This window comes from Gilliamella sp. B2887 (assembly GCF_026537015.1).
In the GTDB taxonomy this organism is placed as follows: Bacteria; Pseudomonadota; Gammaproteobacteria; order Enterobacterales; family Orbaceae; genus Gilliamella.
This window is the reverse complement of sequence record NZ_JAFNMX010000014.1, coordinates 1-19602: the sequence shown is the minus strand read 5'-3', so window position 1 is coordinate 19602 and position 19602 is coordinate 1. Positions and strand designations below refer to the sequence as shown.

General features: G+C 35.3%; 18 protein-coding genes. 11 read left to right on the top strand and 7 right to left on the bottom strand.

The annotated features are described in order from the left end of the window. Positions 1–72: 72 nt before the first annotated feature. From J3U13_RS10270 to J3U13_RS10260, 3 genes are read left to right on the top strand one after another with little or no spacing between them, the layout of a single operon-like run. Positions 73–1032 carry a glucokinase gene (locus tag J3U13_RS10270; RefSeq protein ID WP_267341912.1) on the top strand — a complete coding sequence of 320 codons (960 nt, stop codon included), beginning with the start codon at positions 73–75 and terminating at the stop codon, positions 1030–1032. A 19-nt stretch (positions 1033–1051) separates the two neighbouring features. Further along, positions 1052–1300 (top strand): YcgL domain-containing protein, encoded by a 249-nt coding sequence (locus J3U13_RS10265; RefSeq protein ID WP_267341911.1) that lies wholly within the window; start codon positions 1052–1054, stop codon positions 1298–1300. Beyond that, positions 1297–1719, top strand: a complete 423-nt coding sequence (locus tag J3U13_RS10260; protein WP_267341910.1) for a YcgN family cysteine cluster protein — start codon at positions 1297–1299, stop codon at positions 1717–1719. Before J3U13_RS10265 ends, J3U13_RS10260 begins: the two co-directional genes overlap by 4 nt. Before the next feature lie 39 nt (positions 1720–1758). Here J3U13_RS10260 and J3U13_RS10255 read toward each other — a convergent pair whose 3' ends face one another. Further along, complete coding sequence (locus J3U13_RS10255) at positions 1759–2316, bottom strand: YggT family protein (RefSeq protein ID WP_267341909.1); 558 nt, start codon at positions 2314–2316, stop codon at positions 1759–1761. Positions 2317–2353: 37 nt separating this feature from the next. After that, positions 2354–3055, bottom strand: a complete 702-nt coding sequence (locus J3U13_RS10250; RefSeq protein ID WP_267341908.1) for a YggS family pyridoxal phosphate-dependent enzyme — start codon at positions 3053–3055, stop codon at positions 2354–2356. 36 nt (positions 3056–3091) lie between these two features. Between J3U13_RS10250 and J3U13_RS10245 the strand changes: the two genes are divergently transcribed. From J3U13_RS10245 to J3U13_RS10230, 4 genes are all read left to right on the top strand, one after another. After that, complete coding sequence (locus J3U13_RS10245; protein WP_267341907.1) at positions 3092–4036, top strand: type IV pilus twitching motility protein PilT; 945 nt, start codon at positions 3092–3094, stop codon at positions 4034–4036. A gap of 129 nt (positions 4037–4165) precedes the next feature. Further along, entirely contained in the window at positions 4166–4975 is an 810-nt protein-coding gene (gene proC, locus J3U13_RS10240; protein ID WP_267341906.1) for a pyrroline-5-carboxylate reductase, read from the top strand. A 306-nt stretch (positions 4976–5281) separates the two neighbouring features. Further along, the gene (locus J3U13_RS10235) at positions 5282–5491 is read left to right on the top strand and encodes a cold shock domain-containing protein (RefSeq protein ID WP_267341905.1); all 210 of its coding nucleotides are present in this window, start codon (positions 5282–5284) and stop codon (positions 5489–5491) included. A 153-nt stretch (positions 5492–5644) separates the two neighbouring features. Further along, complete coding sequence (locus J3U13_RS10230) at positions 5645–5914, top strand: DUF5339 domain-containing protein (protein WP_267341903.1); 270 nt, start codon at positions 5645–5647, stop codon at positions 5912–5914. 17 nt (positions 5915–5931) lie between these two features. Here the strand turns inward: J3U13_RS10230 and J3U13_RS10225 are convergent, their stop codons facing one another. From J3U13_RS10225 to J3U13_RS10215, 3 genes are all read right to left on the bottom strand, one after another. Then, on the bottom strand, positions 5932–6417 hold the full coding sequence (locus J3U13_RS10225) for a thermonuclease family protein (RefSeq protein ID WP_267341902.1): 486 nt from the start codon (positions 6415–6417) through the stop codon (positions 5932–5934). A 273-nt stretch (positions 6418–6690) separates the two neighbouring features. Continuing rightward, positions 6691–7212 carry a bifunctional 3-hydroxydecanoyl-ACP dehydratase/trans-2-decenoyl-ACP isomerase gene (fabA, locus tag J3U13_RS10220; RefSeq protein ID WP_267341901.1) on the bottom strand — a complete coding sequence of 174 codons (522 nt, stop codon included), beginning with the start codon at positions 7210–7212 and terminating at the stop codon, positions 6691–6693. A gap of 146 nt (positions 7213–7358) precedes the next feature. Next, the gene (locus tag J3U13_RS10215; protein WP_416380275.1) at positions 7359–8939 is read right to left on the bottom strand and encodes an AAA family ATPase; all 1581 of its coding nucleotides are present in this window, start codon (positions 8937–8939) and stop codon (positions 7359–7361) included. A gap of 378 nt (positions 8940–9317) precedes the next feature. Here J3U13_RS10215 and J3U13_RS10210 point away from each other — a divergent pair, with 378 nt between their 5' ends. Beyond that, positions 9318–11093 carry a DUF3413 domain-containing protein gene (locus tag J3U13_RS10210; RefSeq protein WP_267341898.1) on the top strand — a complete coding sequence of 592 codons (1776 nt, stop codon included), beginning with the start codon at positions 9318–9320 and terminating at the stop codon, positions 11091–11093. 203 nt (positions 11094–11296) lie between these two features. Here J3U13_RS10210 and lipA read toward each other — a convergent pair whose 3' ends face one another. Beyond that, entirely contained in the window at positions 11297–12256 is a 960-nt protein-coding gene (lipA, locus tag J3U13_RS10205) for a lipoyl synthase (RefSeq protein ID WP_267341897.1), read from the bottom strand. An 18-nt stretch (positions 12257–12274) separates the two neighbouring features. Next, positions 12275–12892 (bottom strand): lipoyl(octanoyl) transferase LipB, encoded by a 618-nt coding sequence (lipB, locus tag J3U13_RS10200; protein WP_267341896.1) that lies wholly within the window; start codon positions 12890–12892, stop codon positions 12275–12277. A gap of 377 nt (positions 12893–13269) precedes the next feature. On the opposite strand from lipB, the gene aceE reads away from it, so the two are divergent. Genes aceE through lpdA form a run of 3 tightly spaced genes read left to right on the top strand, consistent with a single transcriptional unit; the run spans position 13270 to position 19001 of the window. Next, positions 13270–15936 carry a pyruvate dehydrogenase (acetyl-transferring), homodimeric type gene (gene aceE, locus J3U13_RS10195; protein ID WP_267341895.1) on the top strand — a complete coding sequence of 889 codons (2667 nt, stop codon included), beginning with the start codon at positions 13270–13272 and terminating at the stop codon, positions 15934–15936. Positions 15937–15948: 12 nt separating this feature from the next. Continuing rightward, complete coding sequence (gene aceF, locus J3U13_RS10190; protein WP_416380274.1) at positions 15949–17559, top strand: dihydrolipoyllysine-residue acetyltransferase; 1611 nt, start codon at positions 15949–15951, stop codon at positions 17557–17559. Between the two features lie 17 nt (positions 17560–17576). After that, on the top strand, positions 17577–19001 hold the full coding sequence (gene lpdA / locus J3U13_RS10185; RefSeq protein ID WP_267341893.1) for a dihydrolipoyl dehydrogenase: 1425 nt from the start codon (positions 17577–17579) through the stop codon (positions 18999–19001). Positions 19002–19602 lie beyond the last annotated feature (601 nt).

Sequence of the window (19602 nt, the reverse complement as noted above, 5' to 3'; positions counted from 1 at the left end):
GCTTTCTTTAATAAATGAATGTAATGCTTGTTTTTTTAAAGAAATGAATTAATTTTTACAGAAGGGAATAACATGAACCAACATGCACTAGTTACTGATATTGGTGGAACCAATGCCAGATTTGCACTTTATAATTTAGCAACTAACGAACTGTCAGCGATTACTAAAATTCCAATTTCAAAACACGATGTTTTATTAAATTTAATCAAAGAGTACTTACAAGCACAAACAGTCAAAATTGATTCAGCCTGCATCGCCATTGCTTGTCCGATAGGGGATGAAGATATTATCAATATGACAAACAATAATTTATCATTTTCACGGTCAGAACTGATTAAAGAATTAGGTTTGGTTAAACTTGAAGTCATTAATGATTTTACAGCTGTATCGACATCCATTCCTAAATTATCTAAACAAGATCTGGTCAAAATTGGTGGTGATGAGTCTAATTTAGATTATCCGATCGCAATTTATGGAGCGGGTACGGGACTTGGCGTATCGCATTTAATCAAGGTCAATGAACATTGGATCAGTCTGTCAGGAGAGGGGGGACATACTGAATTGCCCATGACGAACGAAGATGAAGATCGAATTTTAGCACAGCTACGGAAAAAATTTGGTCGTGTTTCTTCAGAACGCTTTTTATCAGGTAATGGCATTGTGAATATTTATCAAGCTTTATTACAAATTAATCATCAACCAGAAGAAGACATCACCCCCGATGTTATTGTTAAAAAAGCATTAGACAAAAGTTGCCCAATTTGTTTACAGACGCTTACCTATTTTTGTACGTTTATGGGGCGTTTTGGTGGTAATTTAGCTTTAACGCTTAATACGCAAGGTGGTGTTTATATTGCTGGGGGGATTGTACCGCGTTTTATTGAATTTTTTAAAGCATCCCCATTTAGATCAGCTTTTGAACATAAAGGTCGTATGTCATATTTAGTCAAAAAAATCCCAGTTTATGTGATAACACATGAAGATCCTGGTCTATTTGGCGCCGGTGTTTATTTACAAAATAGTCTTAAATAATTGAATAAGGTTCCATTCTATGATGTGGTGTTATATTTATCGAAGTACTAAAAAAGAAAATTGTTATTTATATATGGAAAATGAAAAGGATTTTTCAGCAATTCCTGAAAAAATAATGTCTATTTTTGGTTCTCCAGTGTTTGTAATGAAGGTACTACTCGATGGTAAACGCCAATTTGTGGTTGGTACTGCACAGGAAATAGAAGAAAGAATTAAAACGGAAGGATTTTTCTTACAAATGTTAAAAGAAGATGATTTTAAAGTATGATTGAGCCATTTTGGGAAAACAAAACTTTAGAACAAATGACCGATGATGAGTGGGAACAGCTTTGTGACGGCTGTGGTCAGTGTTGCTTAAACAAATTACAAGATGAAGATACAGGTCAAATATTATATACCAATGTTGCTTGCAATCTGCTTGATTCTAATACTTGCCAATGCAGGCATTATCATAATCGTTTTGCCTATGAACCGGATTGCATTAAGTTGACACGAGAAAATCTTCTCACTATAGAATGGTTGCCGTTGACCTGTACTTATCGTTATTTTTCAAAAACAGGACAACTGCCTCAATGGCATCCTCTGATAATGGGAAATAAAAAGCTTATGCATAAATTAAAAATTTCAGTTAAAAACCGAATTGTGTATGAAAAAGATGTGATTTGTTGGGAAGATCATATTCTTTAAAAAGGGAGCTGGTGCTCCCTTTTTTTCGTTTGAGATGATTTAGAGTAAAATCCATATGTAGCCCACAAGATCGAAAGCGAGCATATTCAAAAACATCAAAATAAATACAAAAATCATAAAGGAAATATCAATCATCCCAAGGGGAGGGACAATACGACGGATCGGAGCTATAAAGGGTTCGGTTAATTGAGTCAGTAACTCATCGGCTCCAGAATGTCCTCTGCTTACCCAACTGAGAATTGCTCGAAATAGTAATAACCAAAATAAAAGATGCCCTACAGCATGAACTATTGCAGCGACAGCATATAAAAGATATTCAATAGTAAATAGTGGAGCATTCGTTAAGTTAAAGTATAAAACAAAAATAATTTTGAGCACTGCAAGCAGATATAACAGAACCCATGTAGCTGTATCAACATGTCCAATTGACGGAATCACCTTACGTAATGGAGCAATAATAGGTTGGGTTATTTTAACAATAAATTGGGTGAAAGGATTATAGAAATTTACGCGTACACGTTGCATCCATAATCTTAAAATCAAAACATATAAACTAATGGTTAAAACGGTTTTCCCCAAAAAGAAAATCGATGTCATTTAAAATTCCTCAAAATAAAGATATTCGGTCAATATATCATAAATACTGCCGTGCACCAAAGATAGCCGTACCAATACGAACCATGGTGCTGCCCGCAATAATGGCTGCCTGCATATCACCACTCATACCCATAGATAATGTGTCTAAAAATGGATAATCTTTCTGTAATGATTGTAAAAGTTTTTGCATCTTAGAAAACACATTAACTTGTTTATTAAAGTCATTTTCAATTTCAGGGATTGCCATTAGTCCACGTAAATTTAGATTAGGCAAGGTGACAATCTGATTAACTAAATCAGCAACCTCTTCAGGTTTTACCCCAGATTTACTGGCTTCTTGACTAATATTAACTTGAATCAACACATTCAATTTAGCCAAATTTGTGGGTCGTTGATCATTTAATCTTTGTGCTATTTTAAATCGATCGATGGTATGCATCCAATCGAAGTGTTCAGCAACCAATTTACTTTTATTCGATTGTAATGGACCTATAAAATGCCATATCAACTCATTGTTTGGCAGGTTTTTATTGAAATACTGAATCTTTTCAATACCCTCTTGGACATAATTTTCGCCAAAAACTAATTGACCTGCATCAATAGCCTCCATAATTTCCTCAACAGGTTTGGTTTTACTCACGGCAATAAGTTGTATTGTATTGGGATCTCTTTCGCACTTTTTAGCAATTCTTTCAATATCATTTTTAATGTTAAGTAAATTGTCTTGTACTGTATTCATGTTAATTCCCAAAGGATAATTAATAGGTAAAATTTAATGTTAAACTCAATGTTGGCACTTAGTGTAACGCAAAATGCGTCGGATTTGCACCTTTCAAGTGGTGAAGCGCCTTACGTTCGTATTAACGGACAATTACAGTTTTTAGTTGTTGATAAGCTTATACCAAATACTCTTGAAATGGCATTATTTCATTTAATGAATGAAACACAAAAAAAAATTCTGAAGCAATATCAGCAAATAGATTTTGCTTATCACTTGCCTAAAGTAGGGCGATTTAGAGTGAATATTTTTTATCAGCACCGTGGTATTTCAGCCGTGTTTCGCGTGATCAATCATCGTATTCCTACGTTATCTGATATTGGTGCTCCTGCTATTTTTAGTGAGCTTGTAAAAAATGATTCAGGTATCATTCTTGTAACAGGATCAACGGGCAGTGGTAAATCCACTACTTTAGCTGCTTTAATTCAATACATTAATATAACAATAGCGAAACACATTATTACGCTTGAAGACCCTATAGAATATATCTATCAAAATGATAAATCATTAATTCAGCAACGTGAAATAGCTGACTTTGGTCAAACCATTGATAGTTTATTAAGACAAGATCCGGATATCATTTTGTTAGGCGAATTACGCAATAAATCATCAATTCAAGCCGCATTGACTGCCGCAGAAACAGGTCATTTGGTTTTTGCTACTTTGCATACTAACTCAGCGATACAAAGTATTAATCGAATTGTTGATGTTTTTGAAGATCATTGTCGCGATTTTGTTCGCAGTCAACTTGCTAACTGCCTAAAAGCCATCATAAGCCAAAAGTTAATATGTCATAATAATGAACGTAAAGCCCTTTTTGAAATATTGATTAATACTCCTGCAATCAGTAATTTAATTAATGAAGGTAAGAGCAAACAAATTTTATCCCTTATGCAAACAGGTCAACAATATGGTATGCAAGTGATGCCAGACAGTTTTTAATAAAGTTTAAAAGTTGAATGATGTAATATTACTACTTCAATCCAGAATGATTGCAAAAGATAAATTTTGAGTTTTAGCTAAAAAATAATCTATAATCAATTTTATTGACATTGATAGGAGTATAAAAAAATGGAACAACGTATTGGTTTAATTGGCTTAGGTAATATGGGAAATGCTATATTACAAGGTATTTTAGGAAGCAATATTGTATCGGGAACGCAGATTTATATCTATGATACTCATCCGGAAAAAGGAGAAGAATTAAATAAATCTCACGGAATAAATAATTTAGCTTCAGCAAGAGAGGTAGCTCGAGAATCCGATATTGTTTTTGTAGCCGTAAAACCTAATGTAATTATTGATGTTCTCAATGATATTCAAAAAGAATTAAAAAAGAATACCATTGTTGTCTCAATAGCGGCTGGTGTGACAATTAAAACGATTGCGAAAAGCATTGGTTATGAGCAAAAAATTATTCGTGTGATGCCAAATACACCAGCTCTAGTAAATGCTGCTATGTGCTCTATTACTCCTAATACTGAAGTTACAAATGAAGAGTTAACAACAGTACAAGAATTATTGAATTGTATCGGTGAAACTGAAGTTGTGTCAGAATATTTAATTGATGCAGTTATTGGAGCAAGCGGTTCTTCTCCAGCGTTTGTTTTTATGTTCATTGAAGCTTTAGCGGATGGCGCAGTTAAAGGAGGATTATCCAGAAAACAAGCCTATAAATTTGCTGCTCAAGCTGTTATGGGATCTGCAAAATTGTTGCTTGAAACAGGTAAGCACCCTGGTGAGCTTAAAGATATGGTCTGTTCTCCGGCCGGTACGACTATTGAAGGTGTCCATGCATTAGAACAAAAAGGGTTTAGAGCGGCGGTTATTGACGCAGTTGAAGCAACAATAAAAAAATCTCAATCAATGGCTGAAAACTAATATACTTAAATAAATTATACTATTACAATATTAATTTAACCTTATAAATTATTTTGTTTTGCTATTGTGAATAATTATTTTAAAAGATCGCTTGCATTAGTTATCTATTTATGAGTAAATAGGTTCCAGCATATGACATGCGGATTTATTTTGTAACATTTAGATATATGTAGTTGTAGTTTACTTTAAGTCAGGTATTGGTTTTCTTCAGTCTCTTCTTATCAGTGTTAATAAGTAGTCTAAGTTTTATGTTTTATGAGTATAGCCTTAATAGGTTAAGATTAATTTATTTATAGGAAGATTATTATGTCTAAGATTACTGGTCAAGTAAAATGGTTCAACGAAAGTAAAGGTTTTGGTTTTATTTCTCCTGCTGATGGTAGTAAAGATGTGTTTGTACATTTCTCTGCAATTACTGGTGATGGATTCAAAACATTAGGTGAAGGTCAACAAGTAGAATTTTCTATTCAAGATAGCCCACGTGGTCCTGCTGCAGCAGACGTTTCTGTGATCTAATCTTCATCTCTTATCTTATCAGTAAACCATTACTGGTAAGATAGATACTAGTCATCTGCGTTATAGTCTAAATCTTCTCTTTTTTTCCGCAAAAAATCACAAATTATCATTTTAGTAAAAATTTTAATAATTATTAGATCATAAAGGAAAACAATGAAAAAGTTAATATTAACATTAACTGTGGTCATGTTGAGTTGCTGTTCTGCTGCAACAGCAGATACAACAGAATCATGTAAAGTATATTTCGATAAAGTAGAAAGCATTTATAAAAATGTGCCTGAAAATTCCTTCAATAAAGAAATCATTGAAATAATAAAACAAAACCTCGAGAAAGCAAAACAAGAAATTATTGCTATGCCAGAAGATAAACAAATTGAAGCTTGTGCTCAAGGTTTAGCGATACTTAAACAGATCGAAAAATAGAATTTTGCTAGAAGAATTTAACGGTTGTTATTACGCCGAAAATCCCAAGGGGCTATTGGTTTTTCATCTTTCCATAGTCCTTTTTTGCTTTGTCTAGCCTTTTCTTCGATGTTCACCATGAGTATATTGTTGGCCATACCTTTATACCGATAAGCCCAAGCATAGCCACTTTCAACCATTTTAGTATTAATATTTACTTTATTTAAGAAAATAGTGCCTAATGTTCTTTTATACATATCTTTTTTGCTTGACTTAACAAACACTTTTTTACCGGCGATAAGTGAGGCTAAATATTGTTTCGACTTATTGCCATATGCCTGATTGCTTTCGGGTGCATCAATATCAAGTAAACGGACTCGAATTTTTTGTTTCTTATTGGTTAATATATCAACTGTATCGCCATCAATAACTTTGATTACTTTACCATTAATATCAGCGTAAACAAAACTATTTAAAAATAAAGATAAAAGAATAAAAATAATAAAACGTTTTAAGAAAATCATAAATTGTACAGGATTAACAGGGTTAGATATTAAAATCAGATAAGCAGAGTGATGAGTTAGCGTTATGACTTATTGAAAGTGACAATGCGTTTTGCGTTATGGTGAAAATGTCTTTCAATCTGTTATAAGACATCAACAATATAATAAAAAATTTTATTATATTGCATCAATAAAGCATAACCATGATGACAATAACTTATAAAGCTAACTAAATAGATTTGGTATTCTATTCTTACATTATAAGTAAATATAAGAATAGATATTCAAATTAACTTAAAATTCACTTGTATCTTTAAAAAGCCCCACTTTTAAATCTGATGCTTCGTAAATTAACTTACCATCAACAAAAACTTCACCATCGCCAATCCCCATAATTAATTTACGATTAATCACGCGTTTAAAATGAATTTTATAAGTCACTTTTTTATTAATTGGAAGTATTTGTCCTTTAAATTTAACTTCGCCTACTCCTAAAGCACGACCTTTACCTTTACCGCCAATCCAACCTAAATAAAACCCGACTAATTGCCACATAGCATCAAGACCAAGACAACCAGGCATTACCGGATCATTTTTGAAATGACATTTAAAAAACCATAAATCAGGGTTAATATCAAGTTCTGCTTCGACATAACCTTTACCAAAATTACCACCATCTTCATTCATTTCAATTACACGATCCATCATTAACATTAAATCAGATGGTAATGGTGGACCATCATGACCAAATAGTTGACTGTTGCCTGACTTAATCAGATCTGCTTTATCATACGAAGATTTACGTTCAAATGTCATAAAAAAAACCTTTTATCAAATGTAATTACATGCGTGGCAAATATAATAAAATTATTTAGCGCCATGCTTAAAAACCCCAAAAGCGAGTAATACACTTCATTTAAACCAATTAATCAATGAAATGCTGAGATAAAGTTTATTGCGTATTACTGTTTTTTGCAATATTTTTGCAATTTTTTCAGCCAACTATCGTGTTTTTTTTCTTGTATTAATACTGATTGCATACGCGCATGTATCAGTTTATATAAGTTGATGCTACTGTTATCTTTATAAGGTATTCCTGTAAGCAGATAAAGTGCATCAGCGATATGCTCAACTGTCCAAATTGAGAACTGCTTTTGTTCAATTGCTTCAATAACCTCATCATTTAAACTTAAATGACGTTGATTCGTTGCAGGGATAATCACACCTTGTCGTCCAGTTAAGCCTTGATGTCTACAAACAGCAAAAAAACCTTCAATTTTTTCATTCACACCACCAATGGATTGTACATGACCAAACTGATCCACTGATCCAGTTACTGCCAGTTGCTGATCTATTGCCTGACCCGATAAGGCGCTAATGATTGCACAAAGTCCAGCAAGTGATGCACTATCGCCATCTATTTCATTGTAAGATTGTTCAAAAACCAATGAAGTAGAAAAAGGAATTTGGTGATTAATAGCAAATTCAGACATGATAAAAGCTTGCATAATCATCATTCCTTTGCAATGGATATTACCCGCTAAATCCGTTTTACGTTCAATATCAATTAACTCTCCATCACCCAAATGAATAAGACAACTTAAACGTGCTGGCTCTCCAATTGCTTTTGGATACCCAGGATATTCAATCACAGATAAACCGTTAATTTGACCCACAACATGATCTTTTGTGTTAATCATGATTTGATTAGTAAAGATTTCATCATGTAATCTTTCTTGCAAATAAGCTTCATGCCAGAATTTTTGTTCGATTGCTTGAGTAATAGCGAATTCGTTTATAGTATCATCTTGAGCATAATGGGTTGCATTTACCAAAACAGAATGAACCCAATCCACTGAAAGAGGTAAATAATATTGATCACCTGTATAGCGTGTTGCTTCTTTGTAAAGTTTGCCAAGCGCTGAATTATCGATATTAAGCAGCTGATGGCTGTCAGCAATAAATCTCAAATAATCGATCCATTGATTAATGTCTTGTGATGATTTTATTGGTAATTCATTCTCATATTCAGTATATATTGAGGTTGCATAAAATTCTGGTTCAAAATCTTGTAACTCAGCTAAGCTTAATCTATCACCAACCAAAATAACCCGTAAATCAAGGGGCATTGAAGGTATAGACAACGGTAGAGGATGTGATTCATCAGACGAAAACCATTCAAACTCCTGCTTAATGACCATTTGTTTTAATTTTGTCCAAAGCTCTGGTTGGTTAAGTAATGAACGCAGCCCCAAAATTAAAATGCCACCATTCACTTGATGAACTAAACCAGCTTGTAGTTTGATTTGACCATTTTCAGGTTGTCTGACACAACCAAATAGCTTTTCAAAATCAACAGCCGAAACAGCTAAACAACTGTCTTGAACGGCAAAATTATCTTGTCTGCTTTTCGCTTTGCTCAGCGTAATTTTATTTTCATTGAAAAAATAGCTATAACCTAATTCTGATGTTGATAAATCAGATTTAACTGCTTTCGCTAATAAAGAAAATAAAAGCTCACTTTCTGGTGCTTTTAATAGCATAAATCGTGGACTGTAATTTGCTCTTTTATGCGGGCATAATAATGATAAAGCCGAAGCAATGCGAGGTTGCCATTTAAGTAAATGACCTGTTCTATCAGATACGGATCGGGTTGTATCTCCTTGTGTACTCAGTGCATAAATTTTTGCTAAATCGGGTTGGATCTGTTGTGATTTGAGTTGTGTAATTGCCAAAATTATAATCTTTATTGTTAGCTAAATCGATCCGAGAATTATAACAAGTATCGATTATAACGCCAACAAATTACCTAAATCTTTATGCTAACGAATAAAAAAATTACAGAAAGATTTTTTAAAATCAGGTAAACTATATCACAAATTAATAGGTACTTACCATCTCATCATTACCAACGATTAAATATGCTCAAACTTAAAAGTAACCACTTCAAAGATGAACAGACCACTCAAATTGTCAGTTGGGGGCATTGGTTTACCTTGTTTAATATCTTTGTCGTAATTGCTTTAGGTAGTCAATATTTATTTATTGCTGATTGGCCGCGTACTTTTATGGGGCGATTTTATGCCATTATTAGTGCAATTGGTCACTTCAGTTTTTTAACGTTTATTGCTTATCTAATCTTACTCTTTCCCTTAAGCTTTTTTATTCGTTCGGCTTGTTGGCAACGAATGATAGCCATAATCATTGCTACCTTAGGTATTGCATTACTTCTAATTGATATTGAAGTATTTTCGCAATTTAGAATGCATCTTAATTTATCAATTTGGCAACTGTTAACAACGAAAAATGGTTCATTTTTAAGTACTAACCTAATTATTGTTCCATTTATTTTGCTTTTAGAAATATTGTTTGCAGTATGGAGCTGGAAAAAATTACGCAGTTTAAGTAAACGAAAACGCTTTGCGAAACCTATTGTCATTGTGTTTATGCTGAGTTTTGTCTCTTCCCACCTAATTCATATTTGGGCAGATGCCAACTTTTACCGACCAATAACCATGCAACGGTCTAGTTTGCCTCTTTCTTATCCGCTGACTGCTCGGCATTTTCTTGAGCGTTATGGCTTTATTGATGAAAGTGACTACCGTAATCGTATTACTCAAGAAGGGAATCCGTTTGCGCTTACCATTGAATATCCTTTAGATCGTATTACATTTGACGATACACAATTATCGAAAAAAAATGTACTTATGATAGTTATTGATGGTTGGAATTATAGTTTACTGACAGAAAATATGCCGTGGTTAAGTGACTTTGCTAAAAATAATATTTACTTCAATAATAATTATGGTACAAGTAATCAAGCCTATTTAAACGATTTTTCACTATTTTATGGTTTGGATCCCAATTATTACAACAGCATATTAACCAGTCATAAAACATCTACGCTTTTTGATGTAGTGAATAAACAGCACTATAATTTAGGATTATTTTCAACAAGTGGATTTGCTGAGCCGCTTTATCATTATGCTTTATTATCTAACTTTACCTTACCCGATCCAAAAAATAAGAATAACAAACAGACAACGGATAATTGGATCACATGGTACGATAAACAAAGTAAGTTAGACAATCATGCGCCACTGTTTTCGATTATTCAATACTCGGTTGGTAACAAAAATAAAAAAATGTCCTTATCGGAATTAGAATCCAATGCGACCAAACTCGATCAGTGTTTGAAATCAATAATTGATCATTTAAAATTGTCTAATCTATTTGCTGACACCATTATTGTCATTACGGGCACTAACGACCTAAAAATTGATAAAGTTAAAAAAACAGTTTCACGTAATGATGGTAACAACTTTAATCGAGAATATCTAAAAGTACCATTAATTATTTCCTGGCCGGATAAAGAAAATATCGAATATCACCATGTTACTTCACAAACCGATATATTGCGGACATTGATGCAAGATGCATTCAATGTCACAACGCCACCACAGCAATACAGCCAAGGTAAAAATTTATTTAATCAAACCTCTAAACCGTGGATCGTTGCGGGAAGTGAAAGTAAGATTGCGGCACTTTATGATGATAAAACCATAGTGATTGATGAATACGGTCGTTCCAAAGTTTATGATCTGACGGATAAATTATTAAAAGATGAAAAAATTAGTTTGCCAATATTTTTACAAATTGTCACCGAAAACCGCCGATTTATGGTGGTCGATAACTAACGTTACTTGATTTATTTATTATATTTTATCATCATAAAAATGAATTAGTACACATTTTGCTCAAAAAACTCAAATAAGAACATTTTGTATTAATCTGCTAGGATGACCGATATATAAAATTAGATGATATAACGGTCATCATCATCGAAAAATGACAGCCTAATATAAGCATGATTTTTTTAAAATCAATTGCCAAATTTTGCCTATTTCACTTCTTTTCCCATCGCTTGTAAATCGGCATGATAAGAGGAACGAACAAATGGTCCACAGGCAGCATGAGTAAATCCCATACTTAAAGCAATCTGTTTGAGTTCGTCAAATTCTTCCGGTGACACATAACGCTTAACTGGTAAGTGGTACTTACTTGGTTGTAAATATTGACCAAGCGTTAACATGGTTACCCCATGACTTCGTAAATCTTTAAGAACCTGAATTAACTCTTCATTCGTTTCTCCAAGACCAACCATTAAACCTGACTTGGTCGGAATATCGGGATGCTTTTCTTTGAATGCCGATAGTAATTTAAGGGAGCCTAAATAATTGGCACCAGGTCGAATTTCTTTATATAACCGTGGAATGTTCTCTAAATTGTGATTAAAAACATCAGGTGGATTATCGCTTAATACTTCAATTGCCTCGTCGATACAACCGCGAAAATCGGGTGTAAGCGTTTCAACTTTAATAGTGGGGCTAAATGCACGAATTTCCCGTGTACAATCGGCAAAATGGCTTGCTCCGCCATCTTTTAAATCGTCACGATCTACTGAGGTGATCACTACATAACGCAATTTCATCTCTTTAATGGTTTGAGCGAGTTTACTCGGTTCTTCTCGATCGGGTGGTAATGGGCGCCCGTGGGCAACATCACAAAATGGACATCGACGCGTACAGATATCCCCTAAAATCATAAAAGTGGCTGTACCATGATTGAAACATTCCGCGAGATTAGGGCAAGACGCTTCTTCACACACAGAATGTAAGCCATGTTTGCGCATGGTACTTTTAATATGAGTGATATTAGTGGAATGAACAGGTATTTTAATTTTCATCCATTCAGGTTTTTTTAATGGTGCCGCATCTTCTAAGGTAACGGTCGGAATAAGTCGTGTTTTATCCGCATCTCGATATTTTGAACTTCTGACTATAGTTTCATTATTTTGCATAATAGATATCTTATTAGATTAGTTTGTTAACAGATTGATAAAATTATTGGTTAACAGGTGTTTTAATTCAGAACGATTAATTTGTGGGACAAATTCTTTTAATTGCGTCATCTGCAATCCAGCGTAACCACAAGGATTGATGTTTTTAAATGGTGCCAAATCCATATCGATATTTAATGCAAGCCCATGCAAAGTGCATCCTCGTTTGATATGTAATCCTAAAGAGCAGATCTTTTTATGATTAATATACACCCCCGGAGCCTCCGCTTTGGCATAAGACATAATAGCATAATGTGCCAAAGTTTGAATGACGGATTTTTCTAAACAGTGAACAATATCACGAATACCTATTTTACGACGTTTTAAATCAAATAAGATATACATAATTTGCTGACCTGGTGCATGATAGGTAATTTGTCCACCACGATCGGTTGCTACAACCGGAATGTCAGATTGATGCAATAAATGTTCTGGTTTGCCAACTTTGCCTTGAGTAAAAATGGGATAGTGTTCAACTAGCCATATTTCATCAGGCGTTTGTTCATTGCGATTGAGCGTAAAGTCATGCATGGCTTGGTAGGTTTGCATGTAGGGTTGAGTATCTAACTCTCTAATTATAATATTGTTAATCATCATAATATTTTTCGCTCTAAGCAAATTTTAATTTTAGTAAATTAACTTCTATATATCAGATTTTACTATAGCTTGACAACACATAGGCAAACACGGTATAACCAAGCATAGTATTTCTTGCAATTCTATGTTTCTTAAATTTGATTTATATCATATAATTAACTTTTTTTTTACATATTAATTGAAATAGTTGATTAATTTGATAGGAATTAACATTCCTTTCTAACCAATTGTCTGCTTTACTTTTTTTTGGAAAATGGCAGACTTATGTTCATGAAGCTCCGTAATGCAGAGTTGAAGCTTGTAAAGTTAGTTATAGTTTTGACTGTAGCTAAGGATGGCAAATCCTGCATTTTTATAACAAAAAAAGAGGTTTTTATATGTCGGACATGCAAATGAATGATATCGATCCTGTTGAAACGCAAGATTGGCTCAAGAGTCTTGATTCAATCATCCGTGAAGAAGGAATCGAACGCGCTCAGTACATTATTGAACAAATCGTCAATAAGGCAAAAGAAGGAGGGGTTCCTTTACTTTTTGGTTCTTCAACAAGTAATTATATTAATACCATTCCAGTAGAAGAACAGCCAGCGTATCCGGGCGATTGGGAAATAGAAAGACGTATCCGTTCCATCGTACGTTGGAATGCAATTATGATGGTGTTAAGAGCATCTAAAAAGGATTTAGAGCTTGGTGGTCATATGGCATCATTCCAATCCGCAGCAACTTTTTATGAAGTCTGTTTTAACCACTTTTTTAGAGCTCGAAATGATAAGGACGGTGGTGATTTAGTTTATTTCCAAGGTCATATTTCCCCAGGTATCTATTCAAGAGCATTTATCGAAGGTCGTTTGACTGAAGAACAACTTGATAATTTCCGCCAAGAAGTACATGGCAAAGGTCTTCCATCTTATCCGCATCCTAAATTACTCCCTGAATTTTGGCAATTCCCGACAGTTTCAATGGGATTAGGACCAGTTAGTGCTATTTATCAAGCACGATTCTTAAAATATTTAAATCACCGCGGTTTAAAAGATACAACAGAACAAACTGTTTATGCTTTCTTAGGTGATGGTGAAATGGATGAACCTGAATCTAAAGGTGCGATTACCGTTGCCACTCGTGAAAAACTCGATAACTTAGTTTTTGTTATCAACTGTAACTTACAACGTTTAGATGGCCCAGTGACAGGTAATGGTAAAATCATCAATGAATTAGAAGGTGTTTTTGCTGGTGCAGGTTGGAATGTTATCAAAGTTATTTGGGGCGATCGTTGGGATAAACTTCTCCAAAAAGATAAATCTGGTAAGTTAGTAAGATTAATGAACGAAACGCTGGATGGTGATTACCAAACCCTGAAATCAAAAGATGGTGCTTATGTACGTGAGCATTTCTTTGGTAAATACCCTGAAACAGCAGAATTAGTAAAAGATATGTCTGATGAAGAAATTTTCAGACTTAATCGTGGTGGTCAAGACCCATCCAAAATGTTTGCTGCTTTCATGCGTGCAAAAGAAACCAAAGATCGACCGACAGTTATTTTAGCGCATACTATTAAAGGTTATGGTATGGGTGAAGCTGCAGAAGCGAAAAATATTGCTCATCAAGTGAAAAAAATGAATATGGATGGTGTGCGTCATGTACGTGATTTCTTCAATATTCCAGTTACCGATGATGCATTAGAAAAATTACCTTATATTAAATTTGAAGAACATACACCTGAATACAAATATATTCATGAACGCCGTAACGCTTTACATGGTTATGTTCCGTCAAGATTAACTCATTTTTCAGGTACTGTCTCAATTCCTTCATTAACGGAGTTTGCTCCATTACTTGAGGCACAAACTAAAGAAATTTCAACCACCATTGCTTTTGTACGAGCGCTTAATATCATGTTAAAAGATAAAGAATTGGCGCCACGTCTGGTACCAATTTTAGCTGATGAAGCTCGTACGTTTGGTATGGAAGGTCTATTCCGCCAAATCGGTATTTATAATCCGCATGGTCAACAATATACGCCACAAGATAGAGAACAAGTGGCTTATTATCGTGAAGATGAAAAAGGACAAATCCTACAAGAAGGGATTAATGAATGTGGTGCTACTGCATCATGGATTGCGGCAGCAACATCTTACAGTACTAATGATTATCCAATGATTCCATTTTACATCTACTACTCAATGTTTGGTTTCCAACGTATTGGTGATTTGATGTGGGCAGCAGGTGATCAGCAAGCGCGTGGCTTTATGATTGGTGGTACTTCTGGCCGTACAACCTTAAATGGTGAAGGGTTACAACATCAGGATGGTCATAGCCATATTCAAGCTTTAACAATTCCAAACTGCATATCTTACGATCCGGCTTATGCTTATGAAGTTGCTGTTATTATGCAAGATGGTTTACGTCGTATGTACGGTGAACAAGAAAACGTTTATTACTATATTACGACACTAAATGAAAACTATGCACAACCTGCAATGCCTGAAGGTGCGGAAGAGGGTATCCGTCGTGGTATCTATAAATTGGATACCGTTCAAGGTCAAAAAGGGAAATCAACCGTTCAATTATTGGGTTCAGGCTCTATTTTACGTCATGTTCGTGATGCGGCGGAGATATTAGCAAAAGAGTATGGCATTGGTTCGGATATCTACAGTGTAACGTCATTCACTGAACTTGCTCGTGATGGTCAAGATTGTGAACGCTACAACATGTTGCATCCAAGTGAAACGCCAAAAGTACCTTATGTGGCACAAGTGATGAATAATAATCCAGCCGTTGTTTCAACCGATTATATGAAACTGTTTGCAGAACAGGTTCGTGGTTTTGTACCAGCTGAAAATTATCGTGTATTAGGAACGGATGGTTTTGGACGCAGTGATAGCCGTGAAAATTTACGTCATCATTTTGAAGTTGATGCTTCTTATGTTGTCATTGCTGCATTGGGTGAACTTGCTAAACGTGGTGATATTGAAGCCAGTGTTGTTGAAGACGCGATCAAAAAGTTCGAGATCAATGCCGATAAACTCAACCCACGTATTGCATAAGAGGTAACAAGAATGAGTATTGAAATTAAATTGCCTGATATCGGTAATGATGAAGTTGAAGTTACCGAAATTTTAGTAAAAGTGGGTGATAAGGTCTCTATTGATGATAACATCATGACTGTTGAAGGTGATAAAGCCTCAATGGAAATTCCCGCTCCACAAGCTGGGATTGTTAAATCGATCATTGTAAAAGTGGGTGATAAAGTTAAAACTGGTGTGGACATCATGGTCTTTGATGAAGAGGGCGGCGCCGCTGCACCAGCTCCGCAAACCGCAGCACCAAAAGTTGAAGCCACGCCGACGACTTCATCTGTTAGTCAAATTGTTGATGTCAATGTTCCTGACATTGGGGGTGATGAGGTCGAAGTTACCGAAATTTCAGTCAAAGTAGGTGATACTGTTGCAATTGATGACAATATTATCACCGTTGAGGGTGATAAAGCCTCAATGGAAATTCCTGCACCTGTTGCAGGGGTAGTTAAAAATATTATCATTAAAGTGGGTGATAAAGTTAAAACAGGTTCCAAAATTATGGAATTTGAAACAACCACAGCAACTTCACCTGCGGCTATTAGTACAGCACCTGCGACAATACCTACTTCAAGTCCATCTGCATCAACAACTGCGGTTTCGGTATCGCCGACTGCGCCAACCACTGCACCAGCATCAGTACCCTCTACCTCTGGCAATGATTTTGTTGAAAACGATGCCTATGCGCATGCCACACCGTCAGTACGTCGCTTAGCGCGTGAATTTGGTGTTAATTTAGCTAAAGTCACACCGACAGGACCAAAAAATCGTATTTTACGTCAAGACATTCAAACGTATGTTAAAAATGCGGTTAAACAAGTGGAAAGTGGCGTTGCGGGTGGTGCTTTACCTGGCTTATTACCTTGGCCAAAAGTTGATTTTAGCAAATTTGGTGAAATAGAAAGCTTACCATTGACCAAAATTCAAAAAGTATCGGGAGCTAATTTACATCGTAACTGGGTAATGATCCCTCATGTAACCGAGTTTGATGAGTCAGACATTACCGATCTTGAAGTATTCCGTAAACAACAAAATGCCGAAGCAGAGAAGAAAAAACTCGATCTTAAAATCACACCACTGGTCTTTATCATGAAAGCGGTAGCCAGCGCATTAACAGCGTACCCACGTTTTAACAGCTCGCTATCTGAAGACGCACAAACACTAATTATCAAAAAATACATTAATATTGGCGTAGCGGTTGATACACCAAATGGTCTTGTTGTGCCAGTATTTAAAGATGTGGATAAAAAAGGTATTGTTGAGCTTTCTCGTGAACTTGCAGAAATTTCCAAAAAAGCACGCGATGGCAAATTAACCGGTAGTGATATGCAAGGCGGTTGCTTTACCATTTCTAGCTTAGGAGGAATTGGTACTACTTCATTTACGCCAATTGTGAACGCGCCTGAAGTAGGCATTTTAGGTGTTTCTCGTTCTAGCATGAAACCAATTTGGAACGGCAAAGAGTTTACGCCTCGCTTAATGTTGCCATTATCATTATCTTTTGATCACCGCGTGATCGATGGTGCAGATGGTGCACGCTTCCTAAGTCATATTGTTAACGTCTTATCCGACTTACGTCGTTTAGTGATGTAGTGGGAGGAACATAGATTATGAGTCAAGAAGTTAAAACACAGCTTGTCGTATTAGGTGCAGGTCCAGCGGGTTACTCCGCTGCCTTTCGAGCGGCCGATCTTGGGCTGGAAGTCACCTTAGTTGAACGTTATTCAACCTTAGGCGGTGTATGTCTGAATGTAGGGTGTATTCCTTCTAAAGCATTATTGCATGTCGCAAAAGTTATGGATGAAGCCAAATCATTGACCGCTCACGGTATTCATTTTGGTACACCAAAACTCGAATTAGATAAAGTGCGAGCTTGGAAAGAAAAAGTCGTTAATCAACTGACTAACGGTCTTGCTGGCATGGCAAAAATGCGTAAAGTAAACGTGATTCAAGGTGATGCTCAGTTTACTGGTAGTCATACTATGGATGTCACCTCAGCCAAGGGTATTACTAAAATTACTTTTGATAATGCCATTATCGCCGCAGGTTCCCGCCCTATTCAATTACCTTTTATTCCTCATGACGATCCTCGTATTTGGGATTCAACTGATGCATTGGCATTAACAACCATCCCTAAAAAATTATTATTAATGGGAGGGGGAATTATCGGTCTTGAAATGGGTACGGTATATCATGCTTTAGGTTCAGAAGTGGATGTGGTTGAAATGTTGGATCAAGTGATCCCGGCTGCCGATAAAGATGTGGTTAAAGTCTTTACTAAGCAGATTCAAAATAAATTCACGTTAAGGCTTGAAACGAAAGTGACAACAGTTGAAGCAAAACACGATGCAATTTATGTCACTATGGAAAAGAAAGACGGAACCGTTGAAACTCATACTTATGATGCGGTATTAGTGGCAATTGGTCGCACTCCTAATGGTAAACTCATTAGTGCTGAAAAAGCTGGCGTAAATGTTACCGATCGAGGTTTCATCGAAGTTGATAAGCAAATGCGTACCAATGTTCCTCATATTTATGCAATTGGTGATATTGTTGGTCAACCAATGTTGGCTCACAAAGGTGTACATGAAGGGCATGTTGCAGCAGAAGTGGTTGCGGGTAAAAAACACTTCTTTGATCCTAAAACGATTCCTTCCATCGCCTATACTGAACCTGAAGTGGCTTGGGTTGGTTTAACTGAAAAAGAGGCAAAAGAAAAAGGCATCGATTACGAAGTTTCGATTTTCCCATGGTCAGCATCTGGACGAGCTATCGCATCTGATTGTTCAGAAGGTATGACTAAGTTGATTTTTAATAAAGCCGATAATCGCTTACTTGGTGGTGCCGTAGTGGGAGCAAATGGTGGTGAATTACTTGGCGAAATCACTTTAGCCGTTGAAATGGGCTGTGATGCAGAAGATATTGCCTTAACCATACATGCTCACCCAACATTGCATGAATCAATCGGTTTAGCTTCTGAAATTTTTGAAGGTTCCATTACCGATCTACCTAATGCAAAAGCTATAAGAAAATAAACTTTCCTTTTGAGGAATTGCCGTCAGTTAACGCTGACGGCTTTTTTATTCTTAACTTATTGGATTAAATTTTATTTTAGACAAAACAGCCAATGATTCAGTGCATTGCATATTAAAGGCGCGTTCATTTGATAACACCTATTTAGTGAAAAAAGAAAACGAAACGGCATACACTCCTGAATATTTTTTACAAATTACTTTTTCATGTGTTCATAAAATCCGATTTCTAACGCATCATAAACTTCATCTTTTAACCACACGAAAATTCCATTTATTTGGTTTATCTTATTGATAGGTTAAAACCCATTTTTTATTTTGCCGTTCGTGATTTTGTCAAAAAGTTTGAGGAAAAGGGTATGCTTCAGTAACCATAATTTTGGCAATTAAAACTTGATTAACATTCCGTACAAACTATTCCAAAACAATCGGCGAAAGTACAATGCGATTTCTCGTTTTCTTTAATAATGCTTAAGCAACAAATCTCAAAGATATTTTATTGATTTATTAATGATCTGGGTAAGTTATCTTCTTAAATTAAAATTAAAGTATTTTTCAAAAAAAGGTTGCAAAATACACGAAACAGGGTATTTTATATTCTTTT

Excerpts from the sequence above, each read along its gene's own strand:
- lpdA (WP_267341893.1), top strand. The coding sequence starts at position 17,577 with ATGAGTCAAGAAGTTAAAACACAGCTTGTCGTATTAGGTGCAGGTCCA.
- J3U13_RS10235 (WP_267341905.1), top strand. The coding sequence starts at position 5,282 with ATGTCTAAGATTACTGGTCAAGTAAAATGGTTCAACGAAAGTAAAGGT.
- lipA (WP_267341897.1), bottom strand. The coding sequence starts at position 12,256 with ATGCAAAATAATGAAACTATAGTCAGAAGTTCAAAATATCGAGATGCG.
- aceF (WP_416380274.1), top strand. The coding sequence starts at position 15,949 with ATGAGTATTGAAATTAAATTGCCTGATATCGGTAATGATGAAGTTGAA.
- J3U13_RS10215 (WP_416380275.1), bottom strand. The coding sequence starts at position 8,939 with ATGCTATTAAAAGCACCAGAAAGTGAGCTTTTATTTTCTTTATTAGCG.
- J3U13_RS10260 (WP_267341910.1), top strand. The coding sequence starts at position 1,297 with ATGATTGAGCCATTTTGGGAAAACAAAACTTTAGAACAAATGACCGAT.
- J3U13_RS10255 (WP_267341909.1), bottom strand. The coding sequence starts at position 2,316 with ATGACATCGATTTTCTTTTTGGGGAAAACCGTTTTAACCATTAGTTTA.
- J3U13_RS10250 (WP_267341908.1), bottom strand. The coding sequence starts at position 3,055 with ATGAATACAGTACAAGACAATTTACTTAACATTAAAAATGATATTGAA.
- J3U13_RS10210 (WP_267341898.1), top strand. The coding sequence starts at position 9,318 with ATGCTCAAACTTAAAAGTAACCACTTCAAAGATGAACAGACCACTCAA.
- J3U13_RS10230 (WP_267341903.1), top strand. The coding sequence starts at position 5,645 with ATGAAAAAGTTAATATTAACATTAACTGTGGTCATGTTGAGTTGCTGT.
- proC (WP_267341906.1), top strand. The coding sequence starts at position 4,166 with ATGGAACAACGTATTGGTTTAATTGGCTTAGGTAATATGGGAAATGCT.
- J3U13_RS10270 (WP_267341912.1), top strand. The coding sequence starts at position 73 with ATGAACCAACATGCACTAGTTACTGATATTGGTGGAACCAATGCCAGA.
- J3U13_RS10265 (WP_267341911.1), top strand. The coding sequence starts at position 1,052 with ATGATGTGGTGTTATATTTATCGAAGTACTAAAAAAGAAAATTGTTAT.
- aceE (WP_267341895.1), top strand. The coding sequence starts at position 13,270 with ATGTCGGACATGCAAATGAATGATATCGATCCTGTTGAAACGCAAGAT.
- J3U13_RS10225 (WP_267341902.1), bottom strand. The coding sequence starts at position 6,417 with ATGATTTTCTTAAAACGTTTTATTATTTTTATTCTTTTATCTTTATTT.
- fabA (WP_267341901.1), bottom strand. The coding sequence starts at position 7,212 with ATGACATTTGAACGTAAATCTTCGTATGATAAAGCAGATCTGATTAAG.
- J3U13_RS10245 (WP_267341907.1), top strand. The coding sequence starts at position 3,092 with ATGTTAAACTCAATGTTGGCACTTAGTGTAACGCAAAATGCGTCGGAT.
- lipB (WP_267341896.1), bottom strand. The coding sequence starts at position 12,892 with ATGATGATTAACAATATTATAATTAGAGAGTTAGATACTCAACCCTAC.